Genomic DNA, 20,808 nt, shown 5'->3' with positions numbered 1-20,808 from the left:
GTAATGTTGCGCGGTCGGCTTGTCCTAATACACTGCGGAATCGCTGCGAATCAGTGCTGGTCGATGAATTTTTTGGCCGACCCCCTAGCCTAAGGCGGGGGCTCAGATGTCCGAACATCGTCGATCACCACATGCGAAAGTGCCTTTCCATAGAGGTCGATACGTGACCGCCAGGATTGCGGGTGACACAGGTGCTGCGACGACATGCGCAAATGCGCGGTCTATCTCGGTCGATCCCCGTGGACAACGGACCTGAGTTTGCCGGCAGGGCCCTGGATGCGTGGGCTTATCAAGTCGGAGTAAAGCTGTCGTTTATCAGACAGGAAAACCCGTGGAAAACGCCTGCATCTAGATGCTTCAACAAAAATATTCCGGGATGAATACCTGAACGAGCAATGGTTTCTGTCGTTGCGCCAAGTCAAATCCTTGATCGAGGACTGGCGCATCGAGTACAAAGCCGAGCGGCCATATGGCGCGCCTGGATATGTAACTCCCGAGCAGTTCGCGCAGGCCCATCGGCAACAACAGCTTTTAACCTTGGACTCTACGTCGGAACAGGACGAAATTCGGGGGTCAGGTCACTCGACGACATAGCCACTGATTTATTGTCCATTGTTTGCGGACATGCTCCCATGGTGAATTTTGGGTATTGTCAGTACGCGTGAAATTCCCAGGTACATAAATCAGATGGCTACCAGGGTTAAACGCGCATGTGCAGGCGGAAGCATGGCAACGCTGTATCCTCGGCCCGAAGTCGGAGTGATCGCATTACTTCCTCGAGTTTGGCTATCAACGGCAGAGTAAGGCCCATCTCCTGCGCAGTGGTGCGGTATGTCGCGACGCGGGGCAAGGCGCACGATGTCCAGGTCGAGCCTGCTCTACCGCGCGCGTAAGCCCTCTGTCAAGTAGACATTCGCAGATAGTCGATGGAGCAAAGGTTGACCGAGGCATGAACTGCACCGGGGGAGGCACCCAGCGACTCGCGTGGGCGGTATTCGTTGGAATCAACGAACCATCGATCGGTAATCGCTTGGACCTGCTCAAGGTTGGCGAAAAGATGTGTAATCAAGTACTCCGGAGCGATAGGTGCGATTGAACCGCTCGATAAAGGCATTTTGATTCGGCTTGCCAGGTTGGACATAACGGATCGAGATGCCTTTCGCGGCAGCCCATTCGGTAAAGGCGTCGGAAATCATCTCCGGACCGTTGTTCAAGCGTATAGCGTGGGAAGGCCCATAGCAATCGATCAAGTGACTTAGGACGCGAATCAGTCGAGCCGAAGGGATGGACATACCCACCTCGATGGCCAAGCATTCGCGATTCGCTTCGTCGATCACGTTCAGCTTCCGGAATCGTCGGCCACAATAGAGTGCGTCATGCATGAAGTCCATCGCCCAACAGCGATTGGGCTCCGTGGCCAGATCCAGCGGCTGTCGAGGCCGTTCCGGTAGCCGCCTTTTTGCAGCGCCGAGGCAAATTCAAGCCCATGTCGCAGTACACCCAATGAACGCGCTTTTGATTCCAGGAGCGGTCGTCGAGCCGCAGCCGGGTAAAGCACTTCCAGAATTCCCACCGCCCATACCGCGTGACAATGGGCTTGAGGGCATCAATGACCTGGGCATCTCGTTCAAATGCTGGCGTTGGCCGGGACAAAGTGGCGGCCGAGCTAAATGCTTGTCCCAGAAAGACGTTGGGCTTCAAGACTCCAGGTGAAGAGCTCGACGAGATGTTGCACTGACCGCTTAAAACCCCACTAACGCTTTTGCGAGGGGATTACGGTAGCGCAGCCCCCAATCTCAACCGCTCCGCTTGCGCTTCATCGCGCCTGTCTTCAGTTTTAGTTTGGCAGCATCCTTGCCTTTGCCCTTGCCTTTATCGACGGTCTGGAGCAGCGCCATTTCGGTGGTGGGAACCTTCACACCTCGTAGCTCGTCGACCAGGCGCGATACGGCAAATACCGATGGGAGGGTCTGAACGTCGCGCGAGAAGTAGTGAATCTTGCGGTCCCTGGCGACCTGTGCACCGAATGTCTCCGAGACACGCTTGCGCTGCACGCGGGCTGCAGGGTTGAGGCTCCCCGCATAGCAAATCGGGACCCGCACGTTGCCCGACATCTCACCGTCATCGCCAACCACTATTGCAAGGTGACCATTTGTGCTCTCCAGTTCTGTTGAGGTCATTCCCGCCACAACGAACTGTCCCCCCTTTGCATTAGCTATGGCTTGATCGTGCGACGTACCCAGTCGGGTCCAGTCCGCGGATTCGCTCAACAACTTTACGATCGTATCTGCGTTCATACCCGGTCCGGTAAAGAGATCCGGGTCGAAGAACGGAGCAGAAACCGCCTTCACATACTTGTTGCAGTCCTCAGAGTTAGTGCCGAATGCGAGGGCACATTCGGCGAGGATTTCATCGCGCGTATCGGGCATGTCTTGTCCTCCTCTTTATGTAAGATGGTAGCGCAAGACGCAGCGCTTGATGCACGTATTTTCCCGGACTCTGAAAGAGATGTTGCCTTATTTCAAGCAGCGCGAATTCACGTTCGCCCTACTGGGTCTATCTAGAGGCGCTGCAATTAATGCCGGCGCTGCCCGGTGTGGTGGCGCGTGCGACGGCGGCTTGCGTCGTGGCGCTGGCCGGGGAGCGTCGTCGGGCATTGCGCCGCCGTCTACACTGCTGTTGACCTTCGGTAGTGGGTAGAGCGTGTTGCCTTTGGTCTAGGCTTCATGCTGTAGTGCATTGCTCCTGAGTGGCTGGCATATGAATCGCAAAGCGATATCCTGTGTGACCACTGCATTTCACATGGTGTGCATAAATTGATGGTCGTTGCCGCACTTGGAGGATGGGTTTCAGTTGAATACAAGACGTGATATTGCATTGCATGCTAAAGAATGATATTTGTATGCAATCAGTGATAGTAATGATAAGAACGTCCCAAGGTTCCTCAACCTCCGAACTGAAACGTTAAATATGAATTCCTTGAAAACCCGGTCAATGATCGACCAATTGGAATTCCCACCTGATTTCTTCGATCCTCCTAATCCTCGTCCCGCTGAATGGCCGGACAACCCCCAACTGCGTCGAGCTGTCGACTGGTTCAAGAGCTTCATGCCTCCTCAGCAATGGATAGAGCGCAGGGAGAAAGCCGCGCGCAGGTTATACGCCGGTGCCCTGGGGATCCAGGTCTCGGATGGCCGTTTTTTCGATTCTAAGGATGGGTTTGGCTGGTACCTGTTTCTTGCCGAAGCTATGCTAGATCACATCGGAAACTACGACTATCTATATGGTGCAAGGGTGGTCCCGATATTTTTAGCCATCGGGCGAGATCTGGATCTGCTAAAAGAGGTTGAAGGAGTTGAGTCGCGCGTCGATCGTATGGTCGGGAAAGAACGCGGACAACCTAACGGCGGCTTATTTGAATTACTGGTTGCCTCCTGCTATGCCCGGGTTGGAGCTAAAGTTGCATTCGCTGAGGAGCGACCGGGTCAGGCGCAGACTTACGACATGGACGTCACGCTTAATGGCTGCACTTGGGCCGTTGAATGCAAGCGCATGGAGGTGGGAGAGTACAGCGATAGTGAACGGCTGCAGATTGGGCGGCTTTGGTCCGCCTGCTCAATGCAGTTGGGAATCCTAAAGCAAAACACGCTGTGTAAAGTAAGCTTTAAGACCGAACTTAAGGCAGTAGCTAACGACTACCTCATGAAAAGGGTAATTGAGTGGTTGGAATCTGGATTTAAGGATATCGAGTGGAGTGATGCAACTGCGGATGGCAGTATTTCCATCCTCGATTTGCGTCCATTAAGGCAGGTGCTGGCCACGGACATGGTCCTGGGAAGTAGTCATCGAATTACGGAGCTTCTGACTGGCAGTTATGTTAGAAATGCCCACTATCAAACTAAGCTCAGGATAAAGCGGGGAGATAATCCCCGTTATGTCGATGATTGTGATCTGGCCATTGTGTTGCAATGGGAGAGTTTGAGCGATGCAGCAATAGCTAGTAAAGCCCGAGATGTTCGCAAGAAGTTATCGGAAGCGACAGCGCAGCTTCCCGAGGGCCGCCCTAGCATAATTCATGTCGGATTCGAGGCGGTTGAGGGCGACAAGGTCGAGCGCGTGCGCCATTCCAAAATCCTCGCGACAGCGAGAAAGTTCGATCCTGGCGAAAAGCAACTTGAGTACGTCTATTGCCACTATTTTGTGCCGGAGAGTCCTCCTGACGAGAGTTGGGCATTTGATGAGACTACGCAATGGTGTGGAATTCGCCGTTCCCGACCGAAACCCCTAGAAAAATGCTTTTTAGTCCTCTCTCCAGACGCCCAGACGCGATCGGGACCTCATTGGCAGGCATAGAGGTAGAGATGTAAATCAATACGTTGAGCATGCATGCTTCTTCATGTCATGAGCGCACGAGAGCATTTTATATAGAGTAACTGAAATTCGTCGCATTTTTTCGATATGTGGCAGGCATTGGGATTGAGGTGGTTGATGAATTACAAGAATTTTAAAAAAATAGATGGTCTTGAACTCAAGATGCTTAAGGCCATTGGGATCCTTGTCCAGCAGAGAGTCGCGTTTGATATCGACAATAATCCAAATTACGACATTTCTAGTTATGATCGTTATAATATGGAGACGTATTTCTTTTCGGATTGTCATGAGTTTCCTTTGGGTCTAAGTTTCCTTATCCATATTGATATAGAGGCAGAGGGAATTCTTGCAGACGAAGAGCTCGAAGATTATCGAAAAGAATTAAATTTGGGCGAGGTTCAGGGGCGCGGGGAAACTCTGACGGAAATTTTGGCTGTCAATCCCGATGTCAATTTATCTGTCGAAGGGGTGGGGTACTTTGAGCTGCATGGTATAGATAAACCTGCTGTGGATAATATTGAGAAAACGATCAAATTTATCGGTGGGTATAAGGCGAGTTATTCTGGCATTCAGCCGGAAGGGTTTGGAATATACGCGATTTGTGACGTTTTGGGTCTGAATGGTTATGACGATGGGGGTAATGTCAGCCTGGAAATCCTTGGCGAAGGCATCGCCGTGATGCTCAGAAAGGATTACAAGATTGCATCGTTTCTATTCTACTGCGCGCTGGAATCCTTCATTAACTATCGCCTTAACTCGAATTCTGATGAGCAGAGACTGTCTGAAAAGCTCAAGCGATTGTTTGTAGGGGCGTTTGGTGGCAAAGATTTGGAAAAACATCAAATATATACGTCAATTATTCTTGACTTTGATCAGCTCACCGGATTGAGGAATGCAATTGCGCATGGAACAAAAGCCATCTCAGTCGCCAAAGAAAGTGCTGTGTCCTATCTGATTCTTGCCCTCACAGTGATCCTATCCGTGGATAAGGTGCTTGCCGACTTTGAATCAATCGCCGCGATTTTAAAAAATTGTGAGCTATCACAAACTTCTTCCAATTCTTGGTCGTTTTGGCGGGAATGAGCGTGAGATCAGTTGGCAAGATAGATGGGCCTTGAGTCGCTCCGACTAGGCGACTCTTAGGCAAGTCTGGGCTTGCCCCGGATCTCCGGACAGATTGGGTAACCTAAGAAGCGACTGCTTCGAAGCTTACAAAGACCAGCGTTGAGTGCTGCCGACGAGGTTGTAGAACCGTTTGATGCAGTCGAACGCGTCGGCCCGGCATTGATCGTGACCCTAACCCCGAATTAGTCCGGATCAGAAGTAGAGATTTCCGGCTCATTGAGGTTAGTACTTTGGCCGCTGGCCAAGTGCTGGCGCGCGTATTCAGCAGGTGCCTGCCACTTCAGCGCGGAGTGGGGACGAACCTCGTTATAGTACGTCCGCCAGGCGTCGATTTTCTCCTTGGCGTCGGCAAATGACAAGAACCAGTGGCTGTTCAGGCATTCCTGACGGAAGCGGCCATTGAAGGATTCGCACTGCGCATTGTCCGTCGGCTTGCCGGGCCGGCTGAAGTCGATTTCCACCCCATTTTCGTATGCCCATTTGTCCATGGCTTTGGAGATGAACTCGCTGCCGTTATCGGTTTTGATGACGCGCGGCAAGCCGCGCAGTGCGCATATGCGACCGAGCGTCGCCACCACATCGTCACCCCGCAGGTTTTGCCCAATGTCGATGGCCAGACACTCTCTGGTGTAATTGTCGACCAGAGTCAACGCACGCAGGCGGCGACCATCGAACAATTGGTCCATGACGAAGTCCATGCTCCAGATGTCATTGATGGCTTGCGCGACCGCTTTGGGTTGGCGACGTTGCGCCGACTTATTGCGCTTGGGGCGCTTGTGCCGCAACGACAAGCCTTGTTCTCGATACAAACGGTAGACCCGTTTGTGATTGTCTCGATAGCCTTCGCGGCGCAGCATCACGTGTACACGCCGGTATCCGTAGTGAACGCGCGTATGCGCTATCTCGTGGATTCGCATGATCAGCGCGCCACTGTCGCGTCGGCACGATTCGTAGCGATACAACGACCGGGAAATCATGACTGCGGCGCATGCCTTGGTCACGCCGACGCCGTAGCGCTTCATCAGATCATCCACGAGTACGCGGCGCCGCGAAGGCTTCAGAGCTTTTTTGCCAGAACGTCCTGCAACATTGCCTTGTCCAGCGACAGGTCCGCGACCAGGCGCTTAAGGCGATTGCACTCCTCTTCAAGCTGGCGCAGCCGTCGCAACTCCGAGGGGCCGAGCCCGCCGAATTTCTTCTTCCAGTTGTAGAAGGTCGCTTCGCTCACGCCCATCTTGCGGCAGACCTCGGGTACGGCCGTTCCCAGTTCGGCCTGCTTCAGCGCAAAGGCGATTTGCTCTTCGGTGTATTTCGATCTCTTCACGGCATGGCTCCTATTCCATATGGTGAAATCATGCCGGATTTCTCTAATTTAGATCGGTACTAAAAACTGGGTTAGGGTCACACTGCGGCAGCTTAGCGGGAAAATATAAGCGCTGCGCCGTGTTACATTTTGATTGTTTTCCGTTCGGCTGTTTAGCTAAGTTGAGTGAACGTGCTCCTCCAGCGGAACGATCCACGAATTTTTTTGCGGAGGTCTGCCCCTGGAGAGTACCCGGTCTGGAAAAAAAAGCATCCGGGGAACGTGCAGTAGTGGATGGCTGACAATAATTTTGAATAGGTATATCGATGTTTGCCGATACAGAATGGTTAGGTAGAGATGCACATCTTGCCTCTCGTGTTCGAACAAGTCTAGGAATACTGGTAGCTAATGGCATTCGCACTCTGCCAACTGATCCGACCCAGATTCGTTCCCTCCTTGAAAGTTCAATTCCAGGTCATGGCATCGCCCTGTGGGATCCGGAAAGTCAAGTTCTGAACGTAGATCGTTGGCTTGAACCAAGGCTAGCATTAACTATCGCTCAAGTATTCGATTATATAAGTTTACGGAGAAAAATTAGACTGCGAGTGAGCCGTAATATTTGGGAAAAATCAGAGGAGGTCAGAACGGAAGTAATTGCCGACCTCGCAAAAGTGGTTGGCTCTGAGCGGGTATTTCCAGAGTGGCCCGGACGAGCTGGTGTACCCATGCCTCGTGTAGCTAGAGCGCATCCTGAACAGCCTATTATTCACGTCTCCGACGCGCTGAGAATTGGATATTCGACGCCCCTAGTTGAGCCGCGAAAGGATTTAACGCACGACGCAATGCAGTCAGTCGATATTTTCCTTACGACGTCATCCGATGCTCTCGAGGTCAGCAGACGAACTGTTGTTGCTATTCTATTAGGCTCTGTGTCAGACAGCGAAATGTCTCGCATTGTGCAGTCTCGCGAAGAACATCGAGCTCGATGTCTTATACATGTTCCTACACAATATGATGAAGGGCTTGCTTGGGCCGAGATGTTCTTAGCGGCATGGCAAAGATCACGGATATCCGTTGATGAGGTAATTAGCACAGTTAACGACGCAAGCGGAATACAAGCAAGTATTGTCGCTACAACTCAGAAATTTATATTGGATAGTGATCGGTTTTTACATTCCAAAGCCAGCGATTTTGAGGAAACCAATGGCTTGGCTGGCTATTATGTTGATGAGTATCCAAGTTTAAATTCAAATTTCTTCTCCTCTCATGCATCGTCCTCCAGCGTTCGGGAAACGTTAAATACCCAGTATCTGGTGGAATCAAAGGAACCCCCAGAATGTCAGGCTAGAGTGATTGATGCTTGCATAACTCTGAATTCACAAGTAATCCGACGTCTGCCGGCTTTTGGAGCTGTAGATATCCTTGTAAAAATTCGACCGAAGGCCGAATTCGATGACTTTCGACCAATATTTCCAGACGAAGAAGTGGAGTGGACCGGCTCTTCGAAAAAAATACAAATTCATATGTTTGAAGTGGGTGCGCTTCCTGTAACGAAAGAGCTAGAGATACCAAAATATGGCCCGTCTACTGCGGCCAAATTTACTTATCATCTAACAAAAAAAATGGACCTTCGTTTTATTATTAGCGATGGGGCGAGGCTCATTCAAACCGCAAGAATCAAAGGCGAGCTCAGCGGATGGGTGAGTTTCGAGGTAGAAAGTATCGTCGGATCCATTGGCGCTCAAAAAAAAGAATTCGATCTTGCGCTATTGGTAAACGATAGCTTAGGCGGTGTGTCTAGCCTTACGTCTCTTACCTCAGAGGGAGTAGATCTTTCGGTCCTAAACGATACCCAAGTAGATAGAATACGTATTGAAATGCTGGAGATCCTAGAGAAGGCGGTCATAAATCCGCATGAGCCGACGGCCAAGATCCTCTTACGGCTTGCGGGGCGAGGGCGTGAGCTATTAGCGTACTTAAGGGATAATGTGAAGGGCTGGCCTGCTCACATTGATCGAATGCAGCTTACCAGCCAAGATGACGCATTTCTCCCTTTGGAATATCTTTACGATGGGAATATTCCGACAAATTCCAAGTACGGAATGTGCAGTGATAGTGAATTGTGTCTATCCGCGGGAGTCGCTCGTCCCAATTGTCCGATCCGATCTGAAGCAAAGCAATTTTGTCCAATGGGTTTTCTTGGGCTTACTGCAATCATTGAGAGGCAGGTTTGGCGACCTGGCAGTTCCCCGGGTATCTGGTTAGCGGCACCAAAAGATCTAGCAGAGCGGGATAGGATTGCTGGGGTAGAGCCTATACTTTTTTCCGCTAGTAAGGAAGCCGATCAATTTAGTGGCAGTGACGGGGCAAAAGAGACCGCACAAGTCCGCACGTCGGATATTGTTAGGGAGCTAGGTTGTTCCAGGCCAAATTCGTGGGATGAGTGGTGTTCCCATGTTAAAGAACTTCAGCCTCACTTATTGATCCTTGTGGTTCATATAGCAGAAGATGAAATGCATCTCGGAGACGATGATACATTGCTAATCGCAGCTCTTTCAAAAGCTCATATTGGGCCCTCAGAGCCAATTGTAATTGCGATGGGTTGTTCTTCTGGCTACGGTCGAATGGTTGGAGCGAGCCTTTCTACGAAGCTAATGAAAGAGGGAGCCCGCGTTGTTGTTGCCGCTATGACTGACGTGCTAGGAAGGCACGCAAATCGTGTTGCTCTCGAATTCTCCTTAGCACTCCGTCGGTCGGTATCTCCAGATAACAAGGAAGTCACTTCGATCGGAGAGTTGATGAATTCAATTCGACGAAAGCTTCTTGTCTCTGATATTGCTTTAGGGCTCTCTCTTGTTGCATTCGGAGATGCCGATATCTCACTGGGCTTGAGCAAAGAGGGAAATTGATATGTTTCGCTTAACTGCAGTGCAAGCCGAGCACGGGGATTCCTTTTTAGTTACCTACGGAGAAAGCCATGCGCCCCGGCACATACTTATCGACGGAGGTCCCAGTGGGACTTTGCGTAATTTGATCAACGTGCTCGAGCTAAGCAAAACCGACGGCCGTCTCCGGCTGGAGGCGCTCGTAGTTACTCACTACGATCTCGATCACATTGATGGAATTATAGATCTATTGAAGCATAAGCCCCACTGGCTAGAGATCAATGATATTTGGTTTAATGGGTACAGACACCTTTATGAGGAAACAGATCGATTAGGGCCAAGAGAAGGTGATGAGCTTACGTCGTTGATATCGGGGCATTACTACTGGAATAGAGCGCACGAATTTAAAGCTATCGTACAAGCGGAAAAGCCAATTGAGCTAAGTGGCGGCCTTAAGGTTTATGTAGTATCGCCGGATCAAGAACGACTAGAAGCGCTACGAAAGGACTGGAAAGATTCTTGCGATCCTCCCTCCCTTGAAGCCCCGAGCGACCTCCTTGGAAATCGAGATCCTTGGCCTCCCGGAAATCTTACATCACTAATTTCTAAAGACAAATTCGTAACTGATAGATCAATTGCAAACGGAAGTAGTATCGCTCTTCTTCTCGAGTTTCGAGGAAGACGGGCTCTATTGGGTGCTGATGCTTTCTCTGATGTGGTGGCGGCGGGGTTGAATCGATGTCTCGCGCCAGGCATTCCAATTCACCTGCTTAAGGTCTCTCATCATGGAAGTAAGGCCAACACGAGTACGGCGTTGCTTAAGATACTAAATTGCCATCGATTTCTAATTAGTACGAGTGGCAAAGGACATGGGCATCCAGATAACCAGCTTATCGCACGTTTGGCTGCGTTCTCTGGAAATAGAATGCAGATATACTTCAATTATTATAATGAGCGGACGGCTCGCTGGAAAGACAAGCTCTATTTGAATTGGCCGGCTTTTGAAGCAAAATTTCCGGAGGCGCATCAAGTATTTTTGAATGTAGATGTTTAAGAGAGTTTGTGCATAAGCCTGCCTTATATATTATTTTAATAAAATAGGGCTGTCCGTGTTGGTTGTGTGGGAGCCTTGAAAATGATCGATATTCTAGGTTGCTTGAAACTGGGGGTTTATTGGTTGCGTCAAGGCTCTACTGCGGTTTTTAGGGTAGGTAAAGATGGATTTAAATCTCTCATCTTCAGAGTTTTTTGATCGGGTGCAGGGGGCTTATACGCCACTCCTTTTAAAGATACACTTAAGTTCTCGTCACGCGCGCGGTGCTGATGATCAGGAATTCGCTTGTGAATTTAGCGAGATGGAAATCCCCACTTTTTTCCATGAGTTCTTGCACCACATTCAAAATATATCCAGTGTCCCCGGGCTGTCCTATCTGAATTCGGTGATCTCTCTTTGGCAAAATATAAGGACAGCCGTTTGTATAGAAAACACTGAATCTAATAATTTTCAGATACGCAAGGCAATAGAAAACGTTGTTTATTACCTTCCCAACCAAGATCTCTCCTTCCCCGGCAAAGAGTTGGATATATTGTCCATAGAAAGTAGGGCTACGCCTGATCTGGCGCCCTTGGAAATAAAGTGCTTAGTGGACGGCGCAGATGTTGATGTGGCGTTTGGGATTTGGGAGTTTTTCGAAAGTGCAGCGCATGTTCTTGAAAGAATTTTCTGTCAAGAAACAGGTTTGTTGGGCGCTGGCAAGGTGACGCCATTTGTACCATACAAGCTTGGAGAGGCTATTGCTAGGCACTATGATCCTGGGTGTAGTGACACTAGGCTTGCTCTACTTCTGCTTTCGTCGATGCAATCCGCTAGTCCCCATGTAGATTTCGCATATAGGGCACTAGACATTGCGTCGCGTGGTTGGAATGATGATGAAGTTCGATCTCATCTAAATGAACTGGCTAAGTGCCATATTGAGAGAAATAAGAAATGGATGGAGGATGTTCTAGAGACAGTAAGAGAGGGGTTTCGCCATAGCGATCCCGATTTTGGAGATTTAATAGTTAAATTGTTTTCTTCTTCGCTTGAGTATTTGAAGCGCAGGATGCATTCGCCAATGCCAGAATTAGATTTCTTGGAGAGTTTCCAGGCTGAAGATCAGTTGGAGATGAAGTTGAACAAGTTCGTGGGGGAGTTTGGTGGTTGCCTGGTGACGAAAGATGTCGGGATCTCTCCTAGCGGACCGGCAAAACGTAGCTTTGTGTTCGGTGGGAAGGATTCGGTGTTTCTTGAGTGGGATGTCTTTCAGGCGGGTGTCCACTATGCAACGGCTCATATAAAGGGTAATCCTAAGAGCTTCACGATCTCAGCCCCAAGGCCTGTAAGTTGTCCTTTGATTGGCGAGTGCAAACATAATAACAATACCATTGCTAGAAGTAAGTGTGAGTGTCGGCCTTGGTCGCACGCTAAGGCTGTGATGGGGGGGGATAATTGTGCTTATCAAATCGCAGCTTATCAATTTGATCCGAGAAATCGACAAGAAAGAAATTGACCCTAACCCCGATTTAGTCTGTGTACTAAAAACGGGTTAGGGTTAACACTCACGCGGGCTGACCGCCTGCGCCCCAAAAGCTGACTACGTCGGTAGAGCAGGAGACGTACGGCTATTTCCGAGGCGAAGCGGTCTTAACTCCGTCGATGAAGTTGTGATGGGGGTGTGTCCTACTCCAACAGGTCTGCGGTGCTGCGGCGGCAAGTTGTACGCGGTGTTGGTCAGCTGATACGCCGGTCAGTGGTCGCCGGTAAAGTGCTGCACTATACAAAGAAACAAATAAATTGAAGATGAACATGACTGCGCTACGTCCTGACCTACTGCTCGCTGACTACAGGGGGGGCTCAAAGGGTAGTGAATTTGGGGCGACCACATCTGCCAGCGGCCTATATAACACGCAACAGTTCGTATTGCGTCTCTCGCCATTGGTACACCAGAGATTGGCAAGCGTAGTACCGGGAATTGAAGTGCAGTTCGATTTCGAGATTAGGCAGGCAATGTCCACCTACTTGCACGAGACGATACATTGGTGGCAGCACATCGGATCGACGTATGGATTTATTCTTGGCTTGAACTATCCGGTCCAAACGCACTGCACCCATCATGACTTGCTTCGCCTCGTACAAGTTGACGGCTTCAAGAAGTCCGTCCTACTTCAATCATCCAAGCTAGGCAAAAAAGGACCGACTGGATACGGAACGCCATCAGGAATGGCCAACACCATTGTTAACAACCATTTCGACCTATTTGCGTATCGCGCAATCACCCTGGGCCCAGAAACGGCCAGGCGGATTATCGAAAGTAATCTATTTGAAAACATAGGCCATTCGTTTCGCTTCACGTATACGCACACGATAAACACGCTCGCCTCTACAGTCGATCCAGAGTTTAAAGTATTGCCTCATCCGCGTGAATGGGAGGACGCATTCAAAGATCTAAGATCTCGCAAGGTAAACGGATATTATTATGGGTCCCCGGTCGGTCTCTACCCGATCGGTGCTTACGAAATATTTGAAGGGCAGGCGAGCTTTTCTCAAATGCAGTTCATTTCCCGCACGTGTGCCCACCCCCCGAGCTGGGATGATTTCAAGGGCATTGGCATGTTACACGGAGTATATATTCTTGCCTTCGATGCGTTCCTGAAGTGCACCGAATCGGATTGGCCTGGCAATGCCGATAGTCCCCTTGTTAGTCTATTTCTATTGGTATGTGATTTATCGATAAATCCGGGAAGCGGATTTCCTTTTTCAATATCTCCGAACTTTGATTCCTTTATTGATGATGTTAACCCGGGCTCACGTTTTATTTTGTTTTGTCGTCTTATTGCAACTCGTTTTCCACACTTCAAAAAATTGATAATAAGGCATGATAAAAATGAGTACGAGGAAATTGTCAGTCAACTCTGCCATGCTGCTAAGGAACCTGATCCACTGAAGATTGCCACTAAATTCTCCAGTTGGTTCAACGCTACTGGTCCGTTGTCAAGCCTGCTCGAGCAATACAAAAAGTACGAATTTGATCCCCGCAATTTCGTAATCGGACATTTATTCGCACACTTTCTGGCGTTCCAAACTGACAAAGCTAGGCGTCCTGAATTCTTTTGCTGGCCGGCCGCACACATGGTGGGCAAAGACATATCGATCGAAAATCAGGAGTTGTTTGAGCGACATAGTGCTTTGTTTGTCGATAAAGCAGACAATGACAGTATTTTTCCGCGCATACAAAAAAATCGAGACGCCTCTATTGTCAAAAAGACATTTGATGATTTTTATCACACTGCAGCATTATTTGATCTCACTCACCAGTGGATTGCTAAAAAGGGACCATTTCAATACAACATGGAGTGGTTGATCGCCTCGGCTTCGAAAGATGAGATGCGGCGTTGGCTACAAGGTCAATTCATCAACGCAGTGGGCCTCGACCCCGAGACCGCAATCCTTTTATGATCGGTACTCTAGACGAAATACGTCGTCCCTCATCGAGTCGTCCACGCCATTTCGCGCCATGCCGGACAAGATCCGAGATGATTGAATTGCGACATGATCGCTGGGCGGCAGTGCAGCACCCGCAGCGCATGAACAACCGGCCCATGGCCGGCGTCGATCTGTCGTCAACTGTCGGTAGCGGTCTGGTAGTCCCCCGCATAAGCGATGAGGTCAGAAGTAGAATTTTCTCGTTGAGGAGTTCTACCGCGGGGAGACGTCGAGATTTACGGATAGCAAGATCATTGAAGCCATCAAGCGCGTGTAGGCTGGTTTTGCCGTTCCTGAGCTGTGCCGAGAGCTGGGCATCAACTCTGCTACGTTCTACAAGTGGCGTTCCAAGTACGGCGGCATGGACGTATCGCTGATGGCGCGCATGAAGGAGCTGGAGGCTGAGAACGCTCGGCTGTGCAAGATGTACATCGAGGAGAAGCTCAAGGCCGAGATCTTGACGGAGCTTCTATAAAAAAGTGGTGAGGCCATGTCGCCGTCGCGGGATGGCCCAACGTGCCCTGCAGGATCGCGGCGTATCGATACGGATAGCCTGCGAGGCGTTCAGAGTCAGCCAGACTTGTTATCGATTCCTCACCAAGAAGGACGCCGAGAATGAGAAGACCGCCGAGTGGCTGCAATGTCTCACTGACAACGACCGCAACTGCGGCTTTGGTCTGTGCTTCCTGTATCTGCGCAGTGTTCGAGGCTTCGGCTGGAACCATAAGCGTGTGTACCGGATCTATCGCGGATCAAGCCGCGCAAACGGCTGGTTCCTCAGACGCCTGAGCCACTGACCGTGCCGCCCAACGTGAACCAGGGCGGGTCGAGGGCCTTCATGCATGACCAGCTTGCCGATGGGCGCAGCATTCGCGTATTCAATATGCTGGACGACTTCAAGTGCGAGGCACTGGGCATTGAGGTTGACTTTTCCCTGCCGTTCTAGCGCGTGATCCGCCCGCTCAAGCAGATCATCGGCTGGCGGGGAAAGCCCTCTGGGAGGGCTTTCACGCAGCAGCACATGGCGCTATCGTAGGCAGACACTCTTCACCTGCGATGTCGGATGCGACCGGACTATATTTGATGTCGACGGGAAAGCCGGCACAGGGGGTACATGGAAAGCCAGCTCGGCTGCGTCCTTTGCACGCGGAGGAAGGTGAAAGCGAAGGCCTCGCGTTACGCGAGGCCCCGTAGTCCGATAACCCAATTACCCGCTTTTGACGTACCGACATGGTCGGAGGGCAATGCGCAGGCCAACGCGATCGGGTTCTAGGTCTTCTAACGTTCAAATTTCGAACTTTTGATCATCACACGCGTGGAGGCATGTGGGCCGCGTCGAGGCGTCGATGAATCAACGAAACGATCGACAACAGATCTTCCGCGTCTTCCTTCGACATAGTCCAATGTATTCGGGCCTCATGAGCGGTCGGATTGCGGAACATGCCGAACGTGCCGCGGACGAGATTGGCGAAGCCGCTTTGCTCGCTGCGTTCGCTGGCCGTTGATAGAGAATTCACCGCAAGAAGAGGCGGGTTGCCGGAGAGGACACGGTCGACAAGAGTAGTTCCGTCATCGGTCAGGCCGGTACGGGTGCGCATCTTATCGGCGACGCTTTTGACCGCTTCTTGCACTGCGTGAAAATAATTGTCGGCAAGAAGCTCGGCGCGACAGAACTTCAGGACGTCAGGATGCACGCCGCGACCTTCAAGGTCTGCTCGCAAGTCTCTAGCCCGTCGCTGTGCATCTGGCAGGGTGTGGGCAACATCCGCCGACTTCAGTTCACCGGACTCATCGACCACAAGCCCTGCGAATGCCAGCGCCAGGTTTAGGCGAGCCCGCATAGGCTCGTAGCGGTGAGGTTCGCGGCTGTAACGCGCGGGCTTCATGGCGAGCCGTATGAACTCGAGGATGTTGGTGCGGTTTCGTTTCGTGTTCTGGCATTCCGCGAAGGCGTTATAGATGCGGACGCGCTTCGTCGTAGGCCCCGGATCTGCAATCTTGCACGACGCAAGCAGATGTACGATCTCTGGCACGGTCAGACCCTCTGAGGTGTCGCCGAGCGCGCCAGCTATCGCTTCTAATTGATCCTGCGAAAAGAACGCCATGGCTATCACCGACCGTTTGACAGGCGGCGCAGGAAAGTCCTGGCCGTGACGAGCACGACATGCAGCCGGAAGGTGCTGTGGTCCTCGTCGGACAGACCGGGATGGGAACCTTCGGTGTGTAGCATCTTGAAGAGACCGTTGATGTAGTTCTTTCCGTCCTGCGTCCACTCGTTGCGATCCTTGGCAAGGAAGCTGATTTCTGCGAGCAAGGCGCGCCGGCTTTCGGAGCTGGGCCGTTGACCCGCTTCCTGCGGTCGCACGTTACGAGCGATGTCGTCGAACAGGCTTTCCAGGAAAGTGCGGAGCTGGCTGTTGCAAGCCGCCCAATCGCCGCGCGTGTGCGCTTCGACGGCCTGGTCGAGATGACCGAGAGGGGTTGTGAAGCTGAAGGACTTGAGAAGCTGGTGCACCTCGTGATCCGTTTCCGGGAGCTGGATTTCGCCGGGCAATGACGCGCGGATCGAGGCGTTTTGCCCGTGTTCGTCCCACGTCAAAACGTATCCGTCACGCGCAAGGCCGCGTGCGAAGGCCGTTTGCAGAGCGTGCGTAGCGTCTTTTTGAGCTAGCTGTGCGGCGTGCCGTATCACTGCCTCGCCAAGGGTCATGCTGCCTTCAAGCGTATCGAGCACTGCCTCGCCTCGTTGTATGACAAGCCGGCCCAATAAAGCGCACTTGTTGGCGACGCTGAGAGATGTGCTGGACGAAATCTCGTCCTCCAGGCCAAGGCGGAGGACCATCTGGTTGAATCGTGCCTGGCTGTGTTGCTCCAGTACCTCAACGGCGGCGATCAGCGTGGGGCGAGTGAACGGCACAGATCTCATGCGAGAGGCGCCTTATGTTCAAGATCGTAATTCATGTTCCCCCGCTCAATAACGGCACCCAAGGAGGCTTCCGGTCGGGTCAGAATCGGTGAGCCGGAGGCGGACGAGGCTCTCATAATCAAAGCCTGACGTAAAGTCGGCCACTGGAACCATATCGGTGTTGAGTGTGCAGATGTACTGGAAGCCGTGTTTTGCAGCCATCGCGGCGGCAAGTTCCAACGCGTGGGCGCGCTGTCGCGGGTCAACGCCGTCGAAAATTGTGCTGTCGTGGATGAGGAAGTCGATTCCGAGACCACGCTGGCGCGCGAACGAGATCAGCATGAGATCGTAGCAAAAGATCTTCATCTTGCTGATGCCCTCACTCGGGCTGCCCGCGATCTCGACATCGAATTTGTAGCCGGTGTCGTCGATATCGATGACCAGGCGGCCGGGCGATTTATAGAGGTTCTCCGAGAACTCTGAAAAGAGGCCGAGTGCCTGTGACCACAGCGCACGCCGCTCTTCATAGTCGAGGGTTGTCGCGCGCTTCAACTCAACGGTCTCGACCTTGATCGTGTCGGCCTTCGTGCTCATCTGACGAAGCTGGCTGATCCTGTTTGTCAATTCGTCGACTTTCAGCCGGGTGGCTGCATGCAGCTCCTGCAGTTGGGTGAGTTCTTCCAGCGCGCCCTGTCCGGCAAGCGCGCTAAGGTAGCCGGCACGGCGATCCGTGAGGGTCGCAATGTCGGTCTCGCCCTGACTGACGGCAGCTTCGAGCGTGGCAATCTCGCTGGCGATGAACTGACGGCGATTGGAGATGATCTGCGCATTGAATGCCCGCGCATCCTCCAGCGTCTTTTTGACGGCGCCAGGCAGCGCGATGCCGGCCTCGCCGTAAAGGGCTTCGAGACGGTCTCCCGTCGGGGCGTCTTCGCTCACCAACGAGTCGCGGTAGCGATCGAGCCGACGCTTATTCACGATATTGGCGTTGACCAGGCCATGGATTTCCCTGGTCAGGAGGTTGGCCTGACTCTCGATTTCACGGTATTGAGGAAGAACGCGAAAATTCGACAGAGCCTCGCGTTCACGTTCAAGCTGGGTTGTAAGGCGCAGGCGTTCGGCTTCGAGTTCACCGAGTGTTGCCAGCTCGCCGTCGATGGCTCCAGTCTTGATCGCCTGTTTGAGCGCATCGAGCGCGTTTTTTTGATCTTTGAGCTGCTGCCAGGTCGCGGCCTTCTCCCAGTTCAACCCCAGAAGAAACGCATTGTGGAGCTGAATGTCCCAGGTTTTCTGATTGTCAAAGTACTTGAAGGGAGTGTTGTAGGCGGCTGTCTGGTTACGCACGAAATAGGAGAGCAGCGACCGCGCGGAGGGCTTGTAGCCGGATTCTGCTGACAGCTCGCTGATACCGAATAGCGCCCAGGCGAGAACGGCTCGCCATCTCTTGGCGTCGAGACCCGGGGCGCCTTCCTTGTTCGGCGTCGGCCGGACAGGCCAGTCGTCGGTGGCTCCTTCGATCGCGAAAAACCCCGGTGTATTGACCGCTCGCGTCACAGTAACGTCGTGGCCCTGCAAGGAAAGCTCGAGCGTGAAAGCCCACCCCTGCAAAGCCTCGATGCGAAGTCCTTTTCCGGGTGAGGTATTGCTGGCAAGGCAGAAATCGATGATTTCGATGAGCGTCGATTTGCCTAGGGCGTTTGTCGTGTCCTTGTCCCCGGCAGAGGTGGAGCGGTCCGCCAAGATAAGATTGACCCCCGACTTTAGCAACGCGGTGTGGAAGCCCTTTCGGTTGGCGCGAACAGCTCTGATCATGAGGCGGTCCTGAAAATAAGGCCGTCTCGGATATCGATGGCGCCGATCAGATAGAGGAGGTTCGAGGCCAGCACGAACCGCTCGAAGGTCCCGACGTTCGGTTCCGTGCGCAGACGCTCCCAAAGGCTTGAAACGGTCATGGGCGTGCTGAGCCGCGCCAGCAGCGTGGCACCGACACCGATCAGCGCCTCGTTCTGCGGGATATGTTTGGTCGGAAGAATCATTTCTCAAACACGTCGCAGATTTCGAAGAGATAGATCAGAACGGCGATGCCTGCGATCTTGTCAGCCTGCCGACGCAGACCACGCTGGGCAAAAGCGCACATTAACTCGAAAAGATCTTCACCCTTATGGCCCTCTTTCCGATGAGCGTAATATTCTTCAAGGAAGCCAGCTTTCAGTCGCTCAGGAAAGTCAGGATCGAGCTGCGCTTCGGCCCCGACATACTCGCCAACGGTGGCTCGCGAGGTCAGGCCGGCAGCGATGATGTGACGGGATCCATTCGAAAGCGCGTTCTTTTTGATCTTCTCGTCTGGTGCGAGAAGATCAAAAGAACCATCTGGAGCCGGCGCTTGGCTAGCAACCCAAGAAACGGCGTTCTGCAATTCGGGAAAGGCAACATCCGCAAAGGCCTCTTCCATGGCTTGCCGGACCTGCTTTTCGTGGCTTTCCTTCAGTTGCAAAAGGGCCGCGGTCGGCCAATCGGCCTCGACTTTGTCGATGATCGTATGGTGATCGGTGCAGAGATAGATGAGGTTACGGACGTTATCGCGCTCATCATCGGTCATCAAGGCGTCATAGCGGGCCGCGGTCGGCTTCTCGCCACGGATGTGCGCCGCCTCGCCAACATAGGTGTCGTTTCCCACCTGAGCGTCGTAGGTGAGATGCTTGCCGCACTTCGGGAAAGCACAGACGCCGCCGCTTCGAAACGCCAGGATGATCCTCGTTGGATAACTAGCGCCCACGGCTACCGCCGATCTGCGCGCGTGTGTGACGGCTACGGGCGCCCGCCTGCGGAGGGGCGTCGACGTAGCCTAGTTGGTGAATCCGTAAGGTGGGCCGTTTCGGCAGCTTGACCGTCAGTTCGAGTTCTCCCCCCACGGCCTCGACATAGCTGCGAAGCGTGGAGAGATACATATCGGTTTGCCGCTCGATCTGAGAAACCGAGGGTTGCTTGATGTTGAGGGCGGAGGCGATCTCCGCCTGAGCCTTGCCAGCGATCTGCCGCAGCTCGCGTAGGCCTTCCACCTCCTGCTTGAGGTCCTGGCAACTAGCTTCCATTGCTTCCTGCTCGTCCACTTGAAGCGCTCCGATAGTCTCAGTCAGGCTACGGCCCATTTCAGTTGTCCGTCCTTCTCAAAAGCTTCGCACATGCGAGCGGCGCGATGCGAATGTCGCCCTCGATGCAGTATGTGGATCGAACCGTGATTTATTATAGGTTGGAACCTATGCGCGTTCAACTGAAGGTGTATGGACGTCCGCTTTTCGTCCAGATCTCCATGCCGCCTGTCGCAGCGCATGGGCGTTGGGATACATGCGATAGTGGGGTAAGTCCGCACTCATCACACTTCGTTTAAATTTGCGCATTTTTTGCATGGTATTTGTCGGGGCATTGCCGAAGAGGCCTAGATTAAGATACTGTTTTTGAAAGATATTATTTGGCTAGCAATAATCGAGTGGAGTCAAAGCTCAAGCTTCAGGACAAGCTATACAAGGAAGATAGTGCAAGCCGCCGTTCGTTTAAGCACCGCCAATAATCACATCTGGTGGAAACCGCCAGTCAACTTTCTGTCGTCGATTCACTGTTAAGCAGACGACAGCAAGATCTGATCTGAGATAATGCGAAAAGTGTTTGGCCAAGAGCGCCCAGCATACATTTATTCATT

At 52.2% G+C, this 20,808-nt stretch carries 16 protein-coding genes and 1 pseudogene; 8 read left to right on the top strand and 9 right to left on the bottom strand.

The features are described from left to right. Positions 1-342 precede the first annotated feature (342 nt). A complete protein-coding gene (locus AC0Z35_RS23805; protein ID WP_485133321.1) occupies positions 343-594 on the top strand; it encodes an integrase core domain-containing protein in 252 nt (83 codons plus the stop codon). Positions 595-1,040: 446 nt separating this feature from the next. On the opposite strand, the gene AC0Z35_RS23800 is transcribed toward AC0Z35_RS23805, so the two are convergent. Beyond that, the gene (locus AC0Z35_RS23800) at positions 1,041-1,382 is read right to left on the bottom strand and encodes a DDE-type integrase/transposase/recombinase (RefSeq protein ID WP_485133319.1); all 342 of its coding nucleotides are present in this window, start codon (positions 1,380-1,382) and stop codon (positions 1,041-1,043) included. 414 nt (positions 1,383-1,796) lie between these two features. Next, entirely contained in the window at positions 1,797-2,429 is a 633-nt protein-coding gene (locus tag AC0Z35_RS23795; RefSeq protein WP_485132837.1) for a hypothetical protein, read from the bottom strand. Positions 2,430-2,994: 565 nt separating this feature from the next. Between AC0Z35_RS23795 and AC0Z35_RS23790 the strand changes: the two genes are divergently transcribed. Both AC0Z35_RS23790 and AC0Z35_RS23785 read left to right on the top strand, forming a co-directional pair. Continuing rightward, positions 2,995-4,353: a hypothetical protein gene (locus AC0Z35_RS23790; RefSeq protein ID WP_485132838.1), complete on the top strand. Its 1,359-nt coding sequence runs from the start codon at positions 2,995-2,997 to the stop codon at positions 4,351-4,353. Positions 4,354-4,488: 135 nt separating this feature from the next. Next, positions 4,489-5,454 (top strand): hypothetical protein, encoded by a 966-nt coding sequence (locus AC0Z35_RS23785; RefSeq protein ID WP_485132839.1) that lies wholly within the window; start codon positions 4,489-4,491, stop codon positions 5,452-5,454. 224 nt (positions 5,455-5,678) lie between these two features. Here the strand turns inward: AC0Z35_RS23785 and AC0Z35_RS23780 are convergent. Beyond that, positions 5,679-6,820, bottom strand: a protein-coding gene (locus AC0Z35_RS23780; protein ID WP_485132840.1) for an IS3 family transposase whose coding sequence is annotated in 2 segments (ribosomal slippage) — positions 5,679-6,568 and positions 6,568-6,820 — 1,143 coding nt in all. Because the reading frame shifts where the segments join, the coding sequence is not laid out codon by codon here. 305 nt (positions 6,821-7,125) lie between these two features. Between AC0Z35_RS23780 and AC0Z35_RS23775 the strand changes: the two genes are divergently transcribed. The 5 genes and pseudogenes from AC0Z35_RS23775 to AC0Z35_RS23755 form a co-directional block, all read left to right on the top strand. Beyond that, complete coding sequence (locus tag AC0Z35_RS23775) at positions 7,126-9,708, top strand: hypothetical protein (RefSeq protein WP_485132841.1); 2,583 nt, start codon at positions 7,126-7,128, stop codon at positions 9,706-9,708. Between the two features lies 1 nt (position 9,709). Further along, entirely contained in the window at positions 9,710-10,738 is a 1,029-nt protein-coding gene (locus tag AC0Z35_RS23770) for a ComEC/Rec2 family competence protein (RefSeq protein ID WP_485132842.1), read from the top strand. Between the two features lie 163 nt (positions 10,739-10,901). After that, positions 10,902-12,233, top strand: coding sequence for a hypothetical protein (locus tag AC0Z35_RS23765; protein WP_485132843.1), 1,332 nt, complete (start codon positions 10,902-10,904; stop codon positions 12,231-12,233). A 296-nt stretch (positions 12,234-12,529) separates the two neighbouring features. Next, complete coding sequence (locus AC0Z35_RS23760) at positions 12,530-14,179, top strand: hypothetical protein (protein ID WP_485132844.1); 1,650 nt, start codon at positions 12,530-12,532, stop codon at positions 14,177-14,179. 277 nt (positions 14,180-14,456) lie between these two features. Beyond that, positions 14,457-15,149: pseudogene (locus AC0Z35_RS23755) on the top strand (transposase); the annotation flags it as partial. Between the two features lie 364 nt (positions 15,150-15,513). On the opposite strand, the gene AC0Z35_RS23750 reads toward AC0Z35_RS23755, so the two are convergent. The 6 genes from AC0Z35_RS23750 to AC0Z35_RS23725 are packed head-to-tail and all read right to left on the bottom strand — an operon-like array spanning position 15,514 to position 20,221. Beyond that, positions 15,514-16,311 (bottom strand): TIGR02391 family protein, encoded by a 798-nt coding sequence (locus AC0Z35_RS23750; protein ID WP_485132845.1) that lies wholly within the window; start codon positions 16,309-16,311, stop codon positions 15,514-15,516. Between the two features lie 5 nt (positions 16,312-16,316). Next, positions 16,317-17,132, bottom strand: coding sequence for a hypothetical protein (locus AC0Z35_RS23745; RefSeq protein WP_485132846.1), 816 nt, complete (start codon positions 17,130-17,132; stop codon positions 16,317-16,319). Positions 17,133-17,177: 45 nt separating this feature from the next. Then, the gene (locus AC0Z35_RS23740) at positions 17,178-18,923 is read right to left on the bottom strand and encodes a DUF2326 domain-containing protein (RefSeq protein ID WP_485132847.1); all 1,746 of its coding nucleotides are present in this window, start codon (positions 18,921-18,923) and stop codon (positions 17,178-17,180) included. After that, on the bottom strand, positions 18,920-19,147 hold the full coding sequence (locus AC0Z35_RS23735; RefSeq protein WP_485132848.1) for an ABC-three component system middle component 6: 228 nt from the start codon (positions 19,145-19,147) through the stop codon (positions 18,920-18,922). The genes AC0Z35_RS23740 and AC0Z35_RS23735 overlap by 4 nt, the downstream gene beginning before the upstream one ends. After that, positions 19,144-19,887 (bottom strand): HNH endonuclease, encoded by a 744-nt coding sequence (locus tag AC0Z35_RS23730; RefSeq protein WP_485132849.1) that lies wholly within the window; start codon positions 19,885-19,887, stop codon positions 19,144-19,146. The genes AC0Z35_RS23735 and AC0Z35_RS23730 overlap by 4 nt, the downstream gene beginning before the upstream one ends. Next, positions 19,877-20,221, bottom strand: coding sequence for an XRE family transcriptional regulator (locus AC0Z35_RS23725; protein ID WP_485132850.1), 345 nt, complete (start codon positions 20,219-20,221; stop codon positions 19,877-19,879). Before AC0Z35_RS23725 ends, AC0Z35_RS23730 begins: the two co-directional genes overlap by 11 nt. Positions 20,222-20,808 lie beyond the last annotated feature (587 nt).

Source organism: Achromobacter sp. 1L-A-4-B-C2 (genome assembly GCF_057291955.1).
The sequence above is the reverse complement of the archived record's forward strand: the minus strand, read 5'-3'. Positions and strand labels throughout refer to the sequence as shown.

Excerpts from the sequence above, each read along its gene's own strand:
- AC0Z35_RS23800 (WP_485133319.1), bottom strand. The coding sequence starts at position 1,382 with ATGCATGACGCACTCTATTGTGGCCGACGATTCCGGAAGCTGAACGTG.
- AC0Z35_RS23790 (WP_485132838.1), top strand. The coding sequence starts at position 2,995 with ATGATCGACCAATTGGAATTCCCACCTGATTTCTTCGATCCTCCTAAT.
- AC0Z35_RS23735 (WP_485132848.1), bottom strand. The coding sequence starts at position 19,147 with ATGATTCTTCCGACCAAACATATCCCGCAGAACGAGGCGCTGATCGGT.
- AC0Z35_RS23745 (WP_485132846.1), bottom strand. The coding sequence starts at position 17,132 with ATGAGATCTGTGCCGTTCACTCGCCCCACGCTGATCGCCGCCGTTGAG.
- AC0Z35_RS23775 (WP_485132841.1), top strand. The coding sequence starts at position 7,126 with ATGTTTGCCGATACAGAATGGTTAGGTAGAGATGCACATCTTGCCTCT.
- AC0Z35_RS23770 (WP_485132842.1), top strand. The coding sequence starts at position 9,710 with ATGTTTCGCTTAACTGCAGTGCAAGCCGAGCACGGGGATTCCTTTTTA.
- AC0Z35_RS23765 (WP_485132843.1), top strand. The coding sequence starts at position 10,902 with ATGGATTTAAATCTCTCATCTTCAGAGTTTTTTGATCGGGTGCAGGGG.
- AC0Z35_RS23750 (WP_485132845.1), bottom strand. The coding sequence starts at position 16,311 with ATGGCGTTCTTTTCGCAGGATCAATTAGAAGCGATAGCTGGCGCGCTC.
- AC0Z35_RS23795 (WP_485132837.1), bottom strand. The coding sequence starts at position 2,429 with ATGCCCGATACGCGCGATGAAATCCTCGCCGAATGTGCCCTCGCATTC.
- AC0Z35_RS23740 (WP_485132847.1), bottom strand. The coding sequence starts at position 18,923 with ATGATCAGAGCTGTTCGCGCCAACCGAAAGGGCTTCCACACCGCGTTG.
- AC0Z35_RS23760 (WP_485132844.1), top strand. The coding sequence starts at position 12,530 with ATGACTGCGCTACGTCCTGACCTACTGCTCGCTGACTACAGGGGGGGC.
- AC0Z35_RS23785 (WP_485132839.1), top strand. The coding sequence starts at position 4,489 with ATGAATTACAAGAATTTTAAAAAAATAGATGGTCTTGAACTCAAGATG.